The organism is Acidovorax sp. GW460-11-11-14-LB4, from assembly GCF_059423685.1.
In genome coordinates this window covers 1-15,338 of the sequence record NZ_JBWKYJ010000092.1, presented here as the reverse complement: position 1 = coordinate 15,338, position 15,338 = coordinate 1, and the positions used below count along the sequence as shown (strand labels likewise).

The 15,338-nt window shown below is 64.2% G+C and carries 17 protein-coding genes; 3 read left to right on the top strand and 14 right to left on the bottom strand.

Annotation, left to right across the window (positions count from 1 at the left end):
- Nucleotides 1-189: 189 nt before the first annotated feature.
- Genes flgG through AC07X4_RS21885 form a run of 6 tightly spaced genes read right to left on the bottom strand, consistent with a single transcriptional unit; the run spans nt 190 to nt 4,716 of the window.
- On the bottom strand, nt 190-972 hold the full coding sequence (flgG, locus tag AC07X4_RS21910; protein WP_056648212.1) for a flagellar basal-body rod protein FlgG: 783 nt from the start codon (nt 970-972) through the stop codon (nt 190-192).
- A gap of 41 nt (nt 973-1,013) precedes the next feature.
- Nucleotides 1,014-1,754: a flagellar basal-body rod protein FlgF gene (gene flgF / locus AC07X4_RS21905; protein ID WP_056065654.1), complete on the bottom strand. Its 741-nt coding sequence runs from the start codon at nt 1,752-1,754 to the stop codon at nt 1,014-1,016.
- Between the two features lie 46 nt (nt 1,755-1,800).
- Nucleotides 1,801-3,081 carry a flagellar hook protein FlgE gene (gene flgE / locus AC07X4_RS21900; RefSeq protein ID WP_056065656.1) on the bottom strand — a complete coding sequence of 427 codons (1,281 nt, stop codon included), beginning with the start codon at nt 3,079-3,081 and terminating at the stop codon, nt 1,801-1,803.
- Nucleotides 3,082-3,119: 38 nt separating this feature from the next.
- Nucleotides 3,120-3,773 carry a flagellar hook assembly protein FlgD gene (locus AC07X4_RS21895; RefSeq protein ID WP_395456491.1) on the bottom strand — a complete coding sequence of 218 codons (654 nt, stop codon included), beginning with the start codon at nt 3,771-3,773 and terminating at the stop codon, nt 3,120-3,122.
- A gap of 31 nt (nt 3,774-3,804) precedes the next feature.
- Entirely contained in the window at nt 3,805-4,209 is a 405-nt protein-coding gene (flgC, locus tag AC07X4_RS21890; protein WP_056065662.1) for a flagellar basal body rod protein FlgC, read from the bottom strand.
- Between the two features lie 36 nt (nt 4,210-4,245).
- The gene (locus tag AC07X4_RS21885) at nt 4,246-4,716 is read right to left on the bottom strand and encodes a flagellar basal body rod protein FlgB (protein WP_056065666.1); all 471 of its coding nucleotides are present in this window, start codon (nt 4,714-4,716) and stop codon (nt 4,246-4,248) included.
- Nucleotides 4,717-4,947: 231 nt separating this feature from the next.
- Here AC07X4_RS21885 and flgA point away from each other — a divergent pair, with 231 nt between their 5' ends.
- The 3 genes from flgA to AC07X4_RS21870 all read left to right on the top strand — a co-directional run bounded on the left by flgA (nt 4,948) and on the right by AC07X4_RS21870 (nt 6,589).
- A complete protein-coding gene (gene flgA, locus AC07X4_RS21880; protein ID WP_494741301.1) occupies nt 4,948-5,760 on the top strand; it encodes a flagellar basal body P-ring formation chaperone FlgA in 813 nt (270 codons plus the stop codon).
- Nucleotides 5,761-5,854: 94 nt separating this feature from the next.
- Complete coding sequence (gene flgM, locus AC07X4_RS21875) at nt 5,855-6,175, top strand: flagellar biosynthesis anti-sigma factor FlgM (RefSeq protein WP_056065669.1); 321 nt, start codon at nt 5,855-5,857, stop codon at nt 6,173-6,175.
- Nucleotides 6,176-6,217: 42 nt separating this feature from the next.
- Nucleotides 6,218-6,589 (top strand): hypothetical protein, encoded by a 372-nt coding sequence (locus AC07X4_RS21870; RefSeq protein ID WP_288853139.1) that lies wholly within the window; start codon nt 6,218-6,220, stop codon nt 6,587-6,589.
- Nucleotides 6,590-6,701: 112 nt separating this feature from the next.
- Here the strand turns inward: AC07X4_RS21870 and AC07X4_RS21865 are convergent, their stop codons facing one another.
- The 8 genes from AC07X4_RS21865 to motB all read right to left on the bottom strand — a co-directional run bounded on the left by AC07X4_RS21865 (nt 6,702) and on the right by motB (nt 15,336).
- Entirely contained in the window at nt 6,702-7,418 is a 717-nt protein-coding gene (locus AC07X4_RS21865; protein ID WP_056065675.1) for an RNA polymerase sigma factor FliA, read from the bottom strand.
- A gap of 166 nt (nt 7,419-7,584) precedes the next feature.
- Nucleotides 7,585-8,382, bottom strand: coding sequence for a hypothetical protein (locus AC07X4_RS21860; protein ID WP_056065678.1), 798 nt, complete (start codon nt 8,380-8,382; stop codon nt 7,585-7,587).
- Nucleotides 8,375-9,871, bottom strand: coding sequence for a flagellar biosynthesis GTPase FlhF (gene flhF, locus AC07X4_RS21855; protein ID WP_056065681.1), 1,497 nt, complete (start codon nt 9,869-9,871; stop codon nt 8,375-8,377). Before flhF ends, AC07X4_RS21860 begins: the two co-directional genes overlap by 8 nt.
- On the bottom strand, nt 9,868-11,949 hold the full coding sequence (gene flhA, locus AC07X4_RS21850; RefSeq protein WP_056065684.1) for a flagellar biosynthesis protein FlhA: 2,082 nt from the start codon (nt 11,947-11,949) through the stop codon (nt 9,868-9,870). The genes flhF and flhA overlap by 4 nt, the downstream gene beginning before the upstream one ends.
- Nucleotides 11,946-13,100 carry an EscU/YscU/HrcU family type III secretion system export apparatus switch protein gene (locus AC07X4_RS21845; RefSeq protein WP_494741300.1) on the bottom strand — a complete coding sequence of 385 codons (1,155 nt, stop codon included), beginning with the start codon at nt 13,098-13,100 and terminating at the stop codon, nt 11,946-11,948. The genes flhA and AC07X4_RS21845 overlap by 4 nt, the downstream gene beginning before the upstream one ends.
- Before the next feature lie 222 nt (nt 13,101-13,322).
- Nucleotides 13,323-13,940 (bottom strand): protein phosphatase CheZ, encoded by a 618-nt coding sequence (locus tag AC07X4_RS21840; RefSeq protein ID WP_056065691.1) that lies wholly within the window; start codon nt 13,938-13,940, stop codon nt 13,323-13,325.
- A gap of 4 nt (nt 13,941-13,944) precedes the next feature.
- The gene (gene cheY, locus AC07X4_RS21835) at nt 13,945-14,331 is read right to left on the bottom strand and encodes a chemotaxis response regulator CheY (RefSeq protein ID WP_010466076.1); all 387 of its coding nucleotides are present in this window, start codon (nt 14,329-14,331) and stop codon (nt 13,945-13,947) included.
- A 72-nt stretch (nt 14,332-14,403) separates the two neighbouring features.
- Nucleotides 14,404-15,336 (bottom strand): flagellar motor protein MotB, encoded by a 933-nt coding sequence (gene motB, locus AC07X4_RS21830; protein WP_056065694.1) that lies wholly within the window; start codon nt 15,334-15,336, stop codon nt 14,404-14,406.
- Nucleotides 15,337-15,338 lie beyond the last annotated feature (2 nt).

The window sequence follows — 15,338 nt, the reverse complement described above, 5'->3', positions numbered from 1 at the left end:
GGGGTGGGGTGGTGGGCAGGATGTCCACCGGCGGCGGTGGCGACAGGGTGGCGCAGCCGGCACACAGCAGTGCTGCGCCCAGCGCGGGGATACCCGCACGCAGCGAGCCAAGTGCCTGCAGCAGGCGAAGAGGGCGTGTGAAAGTGCGCATGGCGAAGGTCCTGGGCAAAAGCGCGAGGGGCTTTTTGGTCACAACTGGGCGAGCTTGGCCAGCATCTGGTCCGAGGTCTGGATGGCCTTGGAATTCATCTCGTAGGCGCGTTGGGTCTGGATCATGGTGACCAGCTCTTCCACCACGTTGACGTTGGAGGCTTCCAGAAACCCCTGCTTGATGATGCCCAGGCCGTTCGTGCCGGGGGTGCCCTGCTGGGGCTGGCCGGAGGCGGCGGATTCCTTGAACAGGTTCTGCCCGATCGGCTCCAGGCCGGCCGGGTTGATGAAGCTGGCCATGGCCAGGTTGCCAACGGTCTGCGGCTGTGTGTTGCCCGGCACGGTGACTGCCACGGCGCCTTCGGCACTGATGCTGACACTGGTGGCGTTGGCCGGAATGGTGATGCCATTGACCACGGGCAGCCCGCTGGACGTGACCATGCGGCCCTGGGCATCGACCTGGAAGGAGCCGTCGCGGGTGTAGCCCACGGTGCCATCGGGCATGGTCACTTCAAAGAAGCCGTTGCCGTTGATGGCGACATCCAGGTTGTTCTTGGACTCCTGCAGGCTGCCCTGCATGAAGTTGCGGCTGGTGGCCACCGTGCGCACGCCCAGGCCCAGGTGCAGGCCGGTGGGCAGCTGGTTTTGTTCGGTGGTGTTGGCACCCACCTGGCGCAGGTTCTGGTAGATCAGGTCTTCGAACACCGCGTTGTTGCGCTTGTAGCCCGTGGTGGAGACGTTGGCCAGGTTGTGCGAGATGACGTCGAGCTGGGTCTGCTGGGCAGACATGCCGGTCTTGGCGATCCAGAGGGAGTTGATCATGGTGCTTCCTTATGGCAGGTGCGTGCTGGGGGGCAGCGGCATCAGCCGTTCATGCTCAGCAGCTGGCTGGCGGTCTTGTCGTTGGTTTCGGCGGTCTGCAGCAGCTTCATCTGCTGCTCGAACTGGCGCGATGCAGCGATCATTCCGACCATGCATTCGACAGGGTTCACGTTCGAGCCCTCCAGCGCGCCCGACAGCATGCGCGCGTTGGCATCGTTGGGCATGGGGTCGCCCGACGTGGTGCGAAACAGCCCGTCGTCGCCGCGCTTGAGCGGGTCTTCCGGCGTGGGTGTGCCCAGCTTGAGGCGGCCAATGGCCTGGGCGGGCTGGCCCGGGATCTTGGAGGTCACGGTACCGTCCGACCCGAGCGACACATCGGCACCGGGCGGCACGTCGATGGGCGCTCCGCCATCGGACAACACGGGCAGGCCGGTGGGGGTGAGCAGCTGGCCGGTGGCCGACACCTCAAAGCTGCCCGCACGGGTGTAGGCCTCGGTGCCATCCAGCCCCTGCACTGCAAACCAGGCATTGCCGGCCGCCATGGCGTCGAGGTTGCGGCCGGTGCGTTGTACAGGGCCGGGGGTGTTGACGTAGCCCGAGGTGGCCTCCAGTGCAAACACGCGCGTCTTGGCGCCGTCGCCTTGCAGCGGCACCGAGCGGAAGGTGGACATCTCGGCGCGGAACCCGCCGGTGGACACGTTGGCGAGGTTGTTGGACAGCACCGCCTGCCGGTGCGCAGCGGCGTTGGCGCCTGTCATCGAGGTGTAGATGATGCGGTCCATGGGGGATCTCCGGTGTCCTGGGCGGGTTCAGTGGGGGTTCAGCCGGTCAGCGCAGGTTCACCAGGGTGGACATCACCTGATCTTGCGTCTTGATGGTCTGTGCGTTGGCCTGGTAGGCGCGCTGGGCGGTCATCATGTTCACCAGCTCGGCCGTGAGGTCCACGTTGGAGTCTTCCAGGGCGCCCGAGCGCAGCGAGCCAAAGCTGCCATCCGTGGCGGTGCCGACGACGGGCTGGCCCGACTCGAACGTGGCCACCCAGTTGTTGCTGCCGACCGAGGCCAGGCCCTGCGTATTGCGGAAGCTCGACAGCGCCAGCTGGCCCTCGGCACGCGTCACGCCGTTGGAATAACGGGTCATGATCATCCCGTTGTTCTCGATGTTGATGCCGGTCAGCTCGCCCGAGGTGTAGCCGTCCTGGCTCAGGTTGGACACCGCAAACTTCTTGCCGAACTGCGTCACCTTGTCCAGGCTCACGTCCACGGTATAGGTGGGCAGGTTATTGGGGTTGGGCGGCGTGGGGTTGATGGTGAGCGGCAGCGAAAAGCCCGTGGCGGGTGGCGTGGCCACCGGGCCGGTGATGGCGCCGTTGTTGTCGAACGTGATCTGGCCGATGGGCGTGGCCACCACGGGCGGCACAGCGGTGGGGTCGTCCAGGGCGTCGTATACGTCCCAGGTGTTGGCGGTGGCGGTTTTCTGAAAGTACAGGCTCACCGGTTTGGCCACGCCCTGGCTGTCGAACACGTTGATCGACGTGCCATAGGTGGCGCGCGGCGTGGCCGGGATGGGGGGCGTGGCTGCGGGGTTGCCCGCCGCGTCGGTGGCGCGGGCGTCCAGGTTGAAGGCCGCCGTGATCTTGGTGGTCTGCTTGGCGGGAATTGGCTCGGCGGTCGGGAACACCATGGGGATGGGGTCGGTGCCGGTGCGCAGACCCGTCACCGGGTCCACCGGGTAGCCCATCACCGACGCGTTGTCGTTGGTGATCATGTTGCCTTCCTTGTCCAGCTTGAAGTTGCCGGAGCGGGTGTAGGCGGCGGTGCCATCGGGCAGCGTGAGGGTGAAGAACCCATTGCCATTGATGGCCACGTCCAGGCTGTTGCCGGTGATGGTCAGGTTGCCCTGGGTGAATTGCTGCGCCACGGCGCCCACTTCCACGCCGATGCCTGCATTGGAGCCCCCTGCCGAGCCGATGGCAGAGGCCACCATCTCGGCAAACTCGGCCCGCGAGGCCTTGAACCCGACGGTGTTGGAGTTGGCAATGTTGTGCCCGATGACATCGAGGTTCTTGCTGGCGGCGTTCAAGCCGGACAGGCCTTGCTGAAAACTCATGGTGTTCTCCTGTTGACGCGATACGAAGCAGGCTGGTGTTACACCAAGGCCTTGATCTGGCTGTAGTTGATGGTTTTGCCGTTGGACAGGCTCAGCACCAGCTGTCCGTCCTCGGCGCCTGCGGCCGTCACCTTGGCAAGGTTCAGTGCGGTGGAGTCCAGCTTGGTGGAGCCATTGACGGCCGTCACGCGGAACTGCAGCCCTTCGGTGGAGCCGGTGTACTGGCTGGCGTCCCAGTCGAAGGTGTGGCGGCCCGCCGCCTTGGCACCCAGGTCGATGGTGTCCACCACCTGCCCGCCTGCGGTTGTGACCTCGATCTTCACGTTGGTGGCGGCCGAGCCCAGCTCGAAGCCGCCCTTGCCGGTCTTGTCCGCCACCGCCAGGCTGGAGCCCTCGGTCAGCACATTGCGGCCCACCAGGGCTGTGCCCTGCATGACCTGCAGCGAGTTGAACTGCGAAGCCATGCTCTGCATGGTCTGGTTCAGTTGCTGGATGCCGGTCACCGTGTTGATCTGCGCGATCTGCGAAGTCATCTGGGCGTTGTCCAGGGGGTTCATCGGGTCCTGGTTGTTCAGCTGCGCAACCAGCAGTTTCAAAAAGCGGTCTTGCGCGGCAGCCGGGTCGGTGGACGCGTTGGCCTTGGTGCTGGACGAGTCCGTCACCGTGGGGGCGTTGGTGGCACTGAGAATCATGGTGGTGTCCTTCTTGGAGCAGGCTCGTGCCTTACTGGCCCATCTGCAGGGTTTTGAGGAGCAGCGACTTGGCCGTGTTCATGACCTCGACGTTGTTCTGGTACGAGCGCGAGGCAGAGATCATGTTGACCATCTCTTCAACCGCGTTGACGTTGGAGTGCGTCACATACCCCTGCTCGTCGGCCGACGGGTGGCTGGGGTCGTGCACGCGGCGGCCCGGCACATTGCTTTCGCTGACACCGCTGACCTTGACGCCCGCAGAGCTGTCGGCCCCCATGGGCGCTGTCTGGAACACCACTTGGCGTGCCTTGTAGGCCTGACCATCGGGGCCTGCCACGGCGTCCACATTGGCCAGGTTGCTGGCCACCACGTTGAGCCGCTGCGACTGCGCACTGATGGCGCTGCCCGATACGTTGAAAATCGAAAACATGGACATGGGGTGGCTCGCTTTCTGCGCTGCGGGGCTGGCTGGTTATTGGCCCTGGATGGCGCTGAGCATGGTTTTGGCGTTGCCGTTGATGAACCGCAGCGTGGCTTCATAGCGCACGGCGTTGTCCACGAAGTTGGCACGCTCGCGGTCCAGGTCCACCGAGTTGTTGTCCAGGCTCGGTTGGGTTTGCACCGCATAGCCCAGGGCGCCTTGCCGGTCGATGCTGGTGCTGGAATTCACGGTGGGCAGCGGAATATGGTGCGGATCGGTCGTGCCTGCGGTTCCGTACGAACCTCCGGTTGCCAGCCGCGTGACCGCTGCGCCGGCAGTGCCTGTGGCGGAAGAAGTCATGCCCGTGGCCTCGCGCAGCGCGTCGCCAAACTTGAAGTCGCGTGCCACATAGCCAGGGGTGTCGGCGTTGGCAATGTTGCTGGCGATGGCGCGCTGACGTTCCCCACGCAGCACCAGGGCGTTGCCGTGAAAATTCAGCTGGTTGGTCATCTTGTCAAGCATGTGTGCCTCACACCGTCGGTTGCAAAGTCGCCATCCCCGGGGGGCTTTTGGCGTGGCTCGATTATGGAAACCGCGCCCTTTTTCTAAAGCGCGAAGAAGTGGCAAATGGATGCGCAGTTCCGGGTTTTGCGTCCGGGTCATCTGCCTATAGTTCCAGGGGTGAAATGGCCCCTGCCTTCCGTAGCACCCCGTGCGCGGGCAGCCTGGCCAGCCGATGCCCAGGAGGCCCCTATGACCGCCCACTTCCTTTTCTCTGCCGCCAACACCGACGCCGCGCTGTGCGGCGCCACCCGGAAGTCGCTGGCTGTGCGTGCCGGCGCCTTGGTGCGTACGTTCTGCCTGGTGGGTGTATTGGCTGTGGCTGCGCTGGGCCCCCATGGTGTTGCGCACGCTCAGTCGGCGGCAGACCCCGCGGCGGACCTGGGGCCGCTTACCCAGCGCTGGCTGGACGATGCGTTGGCCCGCAACCCGTCCTCCGCGCTGCCACTGCGTATGGAAGTGAGTGTTGGCTCACTGGATTCGCGCCTGCGGCTGGCGCCCTGTGCGCGCGTTGAACCCTATCTGCCCGTAGGTGCCCGCCTGTGGGGCCGGACCCGTCTGGGGCTGCGCTGCGTGGAGGGCGCCACCGCATGGAACGTGTTTTTGCCCGTCACCATCAAGGCGTTTGGCCCGGCCTGGGTGTTGACCAACAATGTGGCGCCCGGTGCCGTGTTGACGGCCAATGACGCCACAGAGGCCGAAGTGGACTGGGCGGCCGATTCCTCTCCCGTCATGGCCAATCCCGACCTGTGGGTAGGGCAGACCGCGGCCCGCCAACTGGTGGCGGGGCAGGCGGTGCGCCAGGCCATGGTGCGTGCCCCCCTGCTGTTCAAGGCCGGTGCGCAGGTGAAAGTGGTGGCTCAGGGGCCGGGCTATGCGGTCAGCTCTGCGGGCCAGGCGTTGACCGCAGGCTCTGTCGGGCAGACTGTGCGCGTGCGCATGGAGAATGGCCGTATCGTAAGTGGAACTGTGAATGATTCTGGGACAGTGGATGTCACTCTGTGATGACGCCCCGGTAATAAATGGCTAAAGTCCGGGCCAAATGGGTCGAAAACATTGCTACTGATGCCCCACATCCAACGGGGTGGTGGAGAGAGCGATGAAGATAGGTCAAACACCGGAACTGCCGGGCGGGTTGCCGCCGACGGGGCTTGCCAAGCAAGCCAAGGCCCCAGCCAGCGCTGCTGAAGGAGCCACCAAGGACGCACTGATGGCGTCATCCGCCGGTGTGCCTGTCACTGTGTCCACCGCGGCCCGGGCGCTCAGCCCTGCCACCCGCAGCACGGCAGATTTTGACGCGGGTAAGGTCAAGGCAGTGCGCGCTGCCATCGAAAAGGGTGAATTCTCGGTCGACGCCGAAGCCATTGCCGACAAGCTGTTGTCCAACGCCCAGGAGATCCTGTCCCGCTCGCGGGGTTGACCGGCGTTTTGCTCCCGGGCGCAATCCATCGCACAATGCGCCATGTCTCTGGAAGAATCTCTCTCGGCTGTTGAGCAGCTGATCGAACAAGTCTCCGCCGCACTTCTCGCGGCCGACCCTACCTCCCTGGAAAAAAACAGCACGGCCTTGCGTGATGCAGCGGCCGATTTTTCGCGTGCGCTGGAGCAGGCGGCCGCGCGGGGGGCGCCCTTGCCGGCGTCGCTGCAAAAGCGCGCGGATGCGATCCGCAGCATGCTGATCCTGCACCGTGAAAGCCTGGCCCGGTTGGCCGCCAACACGGACCGCCAAGCCGCCGGCCTGTTGCCCCCCAATGCGGCGGCTACCTATGGCGATGGCCTGGGGGCGCGCGGAGCCGCGCCGGGTGTGGCGCGCATCTACCGCTCTGCAGGCTGAGCGGCATCCATTGTTCTGAAGGGGTTGTGGGCCCGGTCGCGAAAAGCGGCGGCTCGTAACCCGACCCTCCGCAACGACCTGTGCGGCGCCTGTTTTCCGCCGGTGGGGGCGCTCAGTGCGCGCGCATCTTGGCCCGCAGCCGGGCAATGGACTGGCTGTGCAGCTGGCACACGCGCGACTCGGTGACGCCCAGCACGGCGGCAATTTCCTTGAGGTTCATGTCATGTTCGTAGTACATGCCCATGATGTGCTGCTCGCGCTCCGGCAGGGTTTTGATGGCGTTGACCAGTGACGTCTTGAGCCGTTGATCACGCAGCAGCTCCACCGGGTCAGCCGCACTGTCGGCAACGTGGCGGTCCAGAAACCCATCCTCGTCATCGTTGCCATGCGTCATGTCTTCGAGGTACACCAGCTGGGTGCCCCGGACCTTGCCCAGCAGATTCTGGTAGTCCGCCAGGCTCATGCCCATTTCGCTGGCTATTTCGGACTCCAGCGGGCTGCGTCCCAGCTTTTGCTCCAGCCGGTGCACAGCGTGTTCAATGTCTTTCTGGCTCTTGCGCGAGCTGCGGCTCATCCAGTCGCCCTCGCGCAGCTCGTCGAGCATGGCGCCCCGGATGCGTTGGGTGGCAAAGGTTTCAAACTGCACGCCCTGTGCCACTTCGTAGCGCGACAGGGCTTCGGCCAGCCCCATCATGCCGACCTGGATCAAGTCATCCAGCTCGACATTGGGAGGCAGCTTGGCGATCATGTGGTGCGCAATCCTCCGGACCAGCGGTACATGCTGGCGGATCATGGCATCGCGATCAAGCTGGCCTTTGGCGGTGTACATAGAGAGGGTGTTATGCACTGGTAGGGCGGGTATGCGATCTTGTTCTGGAGCCGCTTGGGGGTGCCATCACCCGATCTTTTTCCGCCGCCCGGGGCCAGCAACTTGCCAGACCGTGGGGAGCGTTTCGGGTCAACGTGCGTACGTAGAGGTGCATCACAGGCTCTGGTCAGTGGCTCCGGACAAAATGCGCAGGCATGCCTGTCAAGTTGCTGGGTGTCAGCGCAGCCAGCGCTCCGTTCATAGTGCCCGCATTTTCCAGCAGTTGCAAGGCCAGGCGCTGAAGCTCCTGGGGGTTCTGAGTGGCAATGGTGGTGGTTCGTATCGGGCCGCCCAGATGGCGCTCGGCACATGCCTGCAAGGTCATCAGCTGGGACTGGGCCTTGCGGCGTTCGGCGGCGGTGTTGCCGTGCAGCAAAGCGGCCACCATGCAGGGCAAGCCAGTGTGTAGCGCAATCTGCTTGAGGCTCTTGTAGCTGGTCATCACGCCCGCTGCGCCACTGCCCATGACCACCAGCGGCACCGTGGCCGTGTGGGTGAGCAGGGGCCCCAGGGTGGAGGCTGGTGCGTGAATCACCATGAGGCCGTAAGTCCTGAAGCAGGGCAGCAAGCTCTCCATGGGCGAGCGTGTGCTGCCGCTGGCCTTGCGGCTCAGGTGCTGCAGCCCCTTGGCCGCTGGAATCACGGCGAGGGAGGATGCGGTGGCGCCCAGGTTCAGGCTGGCGCCGTCATTCCACGTTGCATGTTGCAGCAGGTGCAGCAGCCCGGGGCTGTCGTCGGACTCCTGCGCCGTGCCGTCGAGTACCACCACCGGATAGCCCAGCCGCTGCAGGCTGGCGCAGATCTGCCATAGCGTTTCCAGGCCGCTCGCCGTGTTGCCCTGGCTGGCGACTGCCAGCAGCCGCAGCTCTGCCTGCGGGGTGAGGCTGTGCAGGCTGGCCGCCTGGTGAAAACCCAGATCAAGCATCGACCAGCCCCCCCTCCGTCACGGTGTCAGGAGAGTGCGAGAAGAAGAAGTTCAGGTCCGTGGCCTTGGGGTCGAAAGCCGACTTCGCCGGCGACCGCATGGAGGCGCTGATGAGCTGGTGGGCGTTGGCACGCTCCCAGTCCTCGGGCACGCGCTGGCCGTTGGTCACGCCGCGCAGCACCATCTGGTGGCGGATCAGTGCGTCGATCGCGGGGCCCAGCTTCACGGCTTCGTCCACCTTGGACAGGATGGCCTGCTGCGAGCCGTCGGTCTTGAAGGCGGTCAGCACGTCATCCAGCGTGTCGCCATGGCAGCCGGCGTTGAGTACCAGCAGGCGGTTCACATGGGGCAGGTCCAGCACATCCAGCATGTCGCGCTTGCGGGGGTCCCTGGGGGCCACGCCGGTGGTGTCGATCAACACCATTTTCTTGCCGCTGAGCAGACCCAGCAGGTCTTGCAGCGCGGCGCGGTCGTGTGCCAGGTGGGCCACGATGCCCAGCATGCGCCCGTAAGTGCGCAGTTGTTCGTGCGCGCCCACACGGTAGGTGTCAAGTGTGATCAGCCCCACACTGCCGGGGCCGTGGATGCGGGCGCACATGGCAGCCAGCTTGGCGGTGGTGGTGGTCTTACCCACACCCGTAGAGCCCACCATGGCGAAGATGCCGCCCTGTTCATAAAGGGGGGGATCGGTCTGGTCGGTCTTGAGGTTGCGTTCCAGCACCTCCATCAGCCAGCGCACCGATTCGCCCGCCGACAGGTCTTCGGGCATGCGTTCGAGCACGGCGCGGGCCAGCGACGGGGAGTATCCGGCACGGATCATCTTCAGCATCAGGTTGGACTGGATCGGGTTCTGGCGCGCCTGCCCCAGCCAGGCCAGCGTGTTGAAGCGGTCTTCGATCAGCTCTTTCATCGCGTGCAGCTCGTTCATCACGCTCTGCTGGTTGTTCGACTGGATCAGGTGGGCGCTGGGGGTTTCTTGCCGGCGGCGCGGTGGCTCGGGCGGGATGTCCATCGGGATCGTGCGCAGCGGGTTGTGGCGCGCCACCGAGGGCGCGGGCATGCGTTCACGTTCCGGTTCCTGGTCGCGGCTGCGTTCAGACAGTGTCTGGGGTTCCGAGGGGCCATTCAGTGCCTCGTGGCGGCGGCGCAGCATGCGTTCGCGCACATAGTCCTGGAACGACAGCGTGCTCATGGCCAGCTGTTCGGTGTCTTCCTCGACCGGGTTGCGGCCCAGGCCCGACGCTGCTGCCGATTGGCTGGCGCGCTGGGGGGTGCTGCGCGCAGTGCTGGGCGCCAGCAGGGGCGGATTGGACGAAGCGGTGGGCGCACCACCGTCCAGAGCCGACAGCGTGTCCTCGGCCGTGGCCACCACTTCCACGCCGTTGGCCGTGGGGCGGTTGGACAGGATCAGCGTGCCGTCGCCAAAGGCCATGCGCGCCTTGGCCAGAGCCTCCCGGGAGGTGGGGGCGGTAAAGCGTTTGATGTTCATGCTGATGCACCTTTAAGGATCGGCCCAATACGGATGGTGTGGGTCTCTGGAATTTCACTGTGTGCCAGCACCTGCAGGCGGGGCGCTACGCGGCGCACCAGGCGGGAGATGGCATTGCGGATCTGGTCGGGAACCAGCAGGCAGGCGGGCAGGCCCATCTCTTCCTGCTTGAGGGCCACTTCGGCGGCCTTTTGTGTGAGGATGTCGGCTACGCCGGGGTCGAGCGCGGGGCCTGCCGTATTGCCCAGGGCTTGCACCAGCAGGCGCTCCAGGCCGGGCTCGATGGCAATGACGTTGAGCTCGCGGGTGGGGCCGTAGATCTGCTGGACGATGGCGGGCGAGAGCGCAATGCGCACGCGGCGGGCCAGCTCGACGGGGTCCGAGACGCCACCAGCATGCTCGGCCAGCGTTTCGATGATGGTGCGGATATCGCGGATGTGCACAGACTCTTCCAGCAGCAGCTGGAGGACTTTCTGGAACGTTGCGATGGAGACCATTTTCGGGACTACTTCTTCGATGAGCTTGGGGGCCAGCTTGGCCACGTGTTCCACCAGTTGCTGCGTTTCCGTGCGACTGAGGAGCTTGGCGGCTTGCACTTGCATCAAGTGTGACAAATGGGTGGCCATCACGGTTTCGGAATCAACGACGGTAAAACCGGCCATTTGTGCGGCTTCCTTTTGCCGATCGTCGATCCAGTGTGCTGGCAGGCCAAAGGCAGGGTCGGTGGTGGCCGTGCCGATCAGCGGCGTGGTGATGCCGCCGGGGTTGATGGCCAGGAACATGCCAGGGAAGGCTTCGCCCTCGCCCACCACCACGCCGCGCAGCGTGATGCGGTAGCCGCTGGGCTTGAGTTCGAGGTTGTCACGTACGTGCACGGCAGGGGGCAGGAAGCCGACTTCCTGTGCAAACTTGCGGCGCACGCCCTTGATGCGGGTGAGCAGGTCGCCCTGGCGGCTCTTGTCCACCAGGCTGATGAGGCGGTATCCCAGTTCCAGGCCCAGCAGGTCCACGGGCTGCAAGTCGTCCCAGGTGGCTTCGCCATCGGTGGCGGGCGGCGGTGGGGCTTCGACCACCGGGGGAACCTTCTGGCGCTCATACATCACCCAGGCGCCGTAGCCCAGCAGGCTGCCCATGGTCAGGAACACCACATGCGGCATGCCGGGGATCAAACCCAGCAGGATCAGGATGCCTGCCGTCACGCCCAGCACGCGGGGCGACATGAACAGCTGCTGAACGATCTGGCGGCCCATGTCGTGGTCCTTGCCCACGCGCGAGATCACCATGGCGGCTGCTACCGAAATCAGCAGGCCGGGAATCTGTGCCACCAGCGCATCGCCAATGGCCAGTAGGATGTAGCTGTCTGCGGCCTGCTTGGCCGACAGGTCGTGTTGCAACACACCAATGGCGAAGCCGCCAATGATGTTGATGAGCAGGATCAGGATGCCCGCCACGGCGTCGCCGCGCACGAACTTGGACGCGCCGTCCATGGAGCCGAAGAAGTTGGCTTCTTCCGCCACTTCGGCACGGCGACGCTTGGCTTCTTTTTCGTCGATCAGGCCGGCATTCAGGTCGGCATCCACCGCCATCTGCTTGCCGGGCATGGCGTCCAGGGTGAAGCGCGCCGACACTTCGGCAATGCGCTCGGCGCCCTTGGTGATCACCACGAAGTTGATCACCACGAGGATCGCAAAAACGATCAGGCCGACGGCGAAGTTGCCGCCGATCAGGAAGTGGCCGAAGGCCTCGATCACAGCACCCGCTGCGCCAGGGCCCTGGTGGCCTTCGAGCAGCACCACGCGCGTAGAGGCCACGTTCAGCGACAGGCGCATCAGTGTGGTCAGCAGCAGCACCGAAGGGAATGCCGCGAAGTCCAGCGGACGCAGCATGTACGCCGCCACCATCATCACCATCAGCGCGACGGCGATATTGAGCGTGAAAAATGCATCCAGCAGCCACGGGGGGATGGGCAGCACCATCAGCGCCAGAATCGCCACCACCAGCAGTGGTGCCGACAGGCCCTGCAGGGCGCTGGCATTGGTGCCCGCCCATTGCTGCAAAGACTTTACGGAGGTGTTCATACGGCAGCACCTTGCACCGTGGTGCGGTTCAGCGGATCGAGTTCAGGCGGCACGAAAGGCTCCACCAGGCTGTCGGGCATGCGGCCTTCGCCACGCAGGGCCGCCTTGAGGCGGTACACATAGGCCAGCACCTGGGCAACGGCGGTGTAGAGCGTCGCGGGGATGGCCTGGTCCAGCTCGGCATGGGCATACAGCGCACGGGCCAGCATGGGCGACTGCAGCACGGGCACGTTGTGCTCCTTGGCCACGTCGCGGATCTTCATGGCGATGAGGTCGGTGCCGCGCGAGATGACCTGGGGCGCACTCATGGTCTTCTCGTCGTATTTGAGTGCCACGGCGTAGTGGGTGGGGTTCATCACCACAAAGTCGGCCTTGGGGACGGCGCCTACGCTGGCCCGGTCGGCGATCTCGCGCTGCTTCTGGCGGATGCGGCCCTTGGTGTGGGGGTTGCCGTCAGACTCCTTGTGCTCCTGCTTGACTTCCTCGTGCGACATCTTCAGTCGTTCCTTGAAGAAGAACGCCTGCAAAGGCACATCCACCAAAGCTGCCAGAAACACGACCAGCAGCAACAGGCTCATGCCCGAAGTCAGCCAGTCTGCAATCTGGCGAATGGCCAGCGGCGAGGGCTGCAGCACCAGCATGGCCACCGTTTCGAGGCTGTTGCCCAGGAACTTCCAGGCCACGTAGGTCAGGATGGCGGTCATCAGCACCATCTTGGCCACGTTGGCCATCTGCTGCTTGGAAAACAGGTTGGCCAGTCCGGAGATCGGGTTGAGTCGGTTGAACTGCGGTGTGATGGGCTTGGCACTGAGAATCCAGCCGCCCGCCCCGATGGCGCTGATCAGCCCCGCAGCGCTGGTGAGGGTGGCAAACACCGTGCTGGCCACCAAGCCCACGATGACCATGTCCTGCAGCCGCGAGAGCATGGTGCTTGGCGCCATCACCGTGGCCGCATTGAACGCCAGCTGCTGGCTCATGGCCCACTGCATGCGGTCCATCAGCTGTGGGGCCAGCAGCAGCATGCATGCGGCGCCCGCGCCCAGGATGGCCAGGTGCGACAAGTCGCGCGAGCGTGCCCCTTGGCCGTCTTCGCGCGCTTTTTGCAGCTTGCGTTCTGACGCGGGGAGGCTTTTTTCTTGGCTGGATTCCATGGTGGCATGACGGCTGGTGTCATGCCATTGTCGTGAGCGACCTGGAAATCTAAAGGCTGATAAGGGGGCTGCAGCCCCCTCTTTTCGGTGGTGCCTGGGGTGTGTCTAGCGGCGGGTCTGTGTCTGACCCGCACCGTGGATTGCTGCCATTATTTTCAGAAATGATAGCAATCAAGGCATATTGCACTAGCGCCCTGGGGCTGCTGGACTGAAAACGGAGCGTCAGAAGCCCAGACTGGCCAGCAGGTCGTCTACCTGGGACTGGTCGGTGACCACGTCGGGGGTGTTCTCCGGGTCCACCACCGGGCCCTGAAGATGCGCTGCGCGGGCGGGCTCGGCGGGCACCTGGGCGCTGGGCGGAGCCGTCTGGATGAGCAGTTGCACCAGCTGCTCTTCAATGGTGGCTGCCAGGTTCACCACGCGCGCAATCACCTGGCCGGTGAGGTCGTGAAAATCCTGCGCCATCATGATTTCGGTGAGGTGCGTGTCGGCTTCCTTGGTCACGCGCTCCACGTCGGTCAGAAAGTTGAAGATCTCGCCTTTGGCCACGGCCGCCACCGGGTCCGCCACCAGCGAGTTGACGACCCGGCGCGTTTCCGCCGCAATGTAGTCGTGCTGGGCCTTGGCCTGTTCGACGCGGTTGAGCACCTTCTCGGCCGCTTCTCCCGTCAGGCGGGCAATATAGGAAAGTCTGCTCTGTGCGTCGGGGAGCTCGCCCATGGAGCCGCGTAGCTTGTCGGCATAACCCAGCTCGTTGAGCGAATCGTGAAGCTGGCGTGTCAGCAGGCCAATCTTGTGATGAACATCGGCAGGCTGGCTGTTGTCCGGTGTGTCGTCCATGGTGTCATAACCCCATCTTCTTCAGAATCAAGGTCACTTTCTCTTCCAGAGTTGCCTTGGTGAAGGGTTTGACGATGTAACCCGCAGCGCCTCCCTGGGCGGCGGCAACGATGTCTTCCTTGCGGGCTTCGGCGGTCACCATCAGGACGGGCAGGTGTTTGAGCTTGTCGTCCTTCTTGATCTCGGCCAGCAGCTGGAAGCCGTTCATGTTGGGCATGTTGATGTCGGTCACCACAAAGTCAAACTTGCTGTTGCGCAGCTTGTTGAGTGCGGCGACGCCATCCTCGGCCTCGTCGGCGTCTGCAAACCCGCTCTCCTTGAGCAGGTTGCGAACGATGCGTCGCATGGTGGAGAAGTCATCAACGATCAAAAAACGAAGGGCTGTGGTCACTTGGGACCCTTTCAGTCGAGATTTACTGTAAGCATTGTCATGGGTGGCAGGTTTGGTGACAAGTCGTAACTGTTACCTGCTTGGGGGGGGATTTTCCCGCTTTTCCGTCAACAGTTCTGTGGACGTGATTTCAGGAATCCCTTTGCCCATGAGCCGTTCTTCGGCCTCCCGGGTCAACACCGTGATGGTGATGCGCCGGTTGGAGGGGGAGCGTGGGTTCTTGGGGTCCAGCAGATCACTGGCGGCCAAGCCCACCACGCGGCCCAGTTTAGCGTCTGGCATGCCCGCAGAGACCAGTTCCCGTCGCGAGGCGTTGGCGCGATCTGCCGATAGCTCCCAGTTGCTGTACCCCTTTTCGCTGTTGCCATAAGGTACGGCGTCGGTGTGGCCTGCAAGGCTGATGCGGTTTTCAACGCCACCGAGGGCTGCGCCAATTTCGCGCAGGATGTCGCGCATGTAGGGTTTTACCAACGCGCTACCGCTGTCGAACATGGGGCGGTTCTGGTCGTCGATGATCTGAATCTGCAGCCCGTCGGGCGTGATGTCGATGCGGATCTGCGACTTGTACTCATTCAGGCGCGGGTTCTCGGTGATCAGCGCATCGATCTTGGCCTCCAGGGCCTTGATGCGTTCCTGGTCCTGCTTGGCGCGTTCTGCCCGTGCGGCATCGATGCTCATGCGGCGCTGCTTGGCTTCTTCCACATCGGAGCGGCGCACCTGGCCATGCACCTTGGCCAGATCGTTGCCGCCACCGGGGATGACGCTGGAGCTGTTGCCTGCACCGTCGCCTCCGGTCATCGCCACTTTGAGCGGCGAAGCGAAATATGCCGCAATGCCCTGCAGCTCACCTTTGGCCGTGGAGCCCAAAAGCCACATCAGCAAGAAGAACGCCATCATCGCCGTCACAAAGTCGGCATAAGCGATCTTCCAGGCGCCACCATGCACCGCGTGGCCGCCTTTCTTGACGCGCTTGATGATGATGGGCTGGAGCTTCTTTTCTGCCATGG

Bases quoted from the DNA above. Each gene is read 5' to 3' on its own strand.
- flgG (WP_056648212.1), bottom strand. From the start codon at position 972: ATGATCAACTCCCTCTGGATCGCCAAGACCGGCATGTCTGCCCAGCAG.
- flgF (WP_056065654.1), bottom strand. From the start codon at position 1,754: ATGGACCGCATCATCTACACCTCGATGACAGGCGCCAACGCCGCTGCG.
- flgE (WP_056065656.1), bottom strand. From the start codon at position 3,081: ATGAGTTTTCAGCAAGGCCTGTCCGGCTTGAACGCCGCCAGCAAGAAC.
- AC07X4_RS21895 (WP_395456491.1), bottom strand. From the start codon at position 3,773: ATGATTCTCAGTGCCACCAACGCCCCCACGGTGACGGACTCGTCCAGC.
- flgC (WP_056065662.1), bottom strand. From the start codon at position 4,209: ATGTCCATGTTTTCGATTTTCAACGTATCGGGCAGCGCCATCAGTGCG.
- AC07X4_RS21885 (WP_056065666.1), bottom strand. From the start codon at position 4,716: ATGCTTGACAAGATGACCAACCAGCTGAATTTTCACGGCAACGCCCTG.
- flgA (WP_494741301.1), top strand. From the start codon at position 4,948: ATGACCGCCCACTTCCTTTTCTCTGCCGCCAACACCGACGCCGCGCTG.
- flgM (WP_056065669.1), top strand. From the start codon at position 5,855: ATGAAGATAGGTCAAACACCGGAACTGCCGGGCGGGTTGCCGCCGACG.
- AC07X4_RS21870 (WP_288853139.1), top strand. From the start codon at position 6,218: ATGTCTCTGGAAGAATCTCTCTCGGCTGTTGAGCAGCTGATCGAACAA.
- AC07X4_RS21865 (WP_056065675.1), bottom strand. From the start codon at position 7,418: ATGTACACCGCCAAAGGCCAGCTTGATCGCGATGCCATGATCCGCCAG.
- AC07X4_RS21860 (WP_056065678.1), bottom strand. From the start codon at position 8,382: ATGCTTGATCTGGGTTTTCACCAGGCGGCCAGCCTGCACAGCCTCACC.
- flhF (WP_056065681.1), bottom strand. From the start codon at position 9,871: ATGAACATCAAACGCTTTACCGCCCCCACCTCCCGGGAGGCTCTGGCC.
- flhA (WP_056065684.1), bottom strand. From the start codon at position 11,949: ATGAACACCTCCGTAAAGTCTTTGCAGCAATGGGCGGGCACCAATGCC.
- AC07X4_RS21845 (WP_494741300.1), bottom strand. From the start codon at position 13,100: ATGGAATCCAGCCAAGAAAAAAGCCTCCCCGCGTCAGAACGCAAGCTG.
- AC07X4_RS21840 (WP_056065691.1), bottom strand. From the start codon at position 13,940: ATGGACGACACACCGGACAACAGCCAGCCTGCCGATGTTCATCACAAG.
- motB (WP_056065694.1), bottom strand. From the start codon at position 15,336: ATGGCAGAAAAGAAGCTCCAGCCCATCATCATCAAGCGCGTCAAGAAA.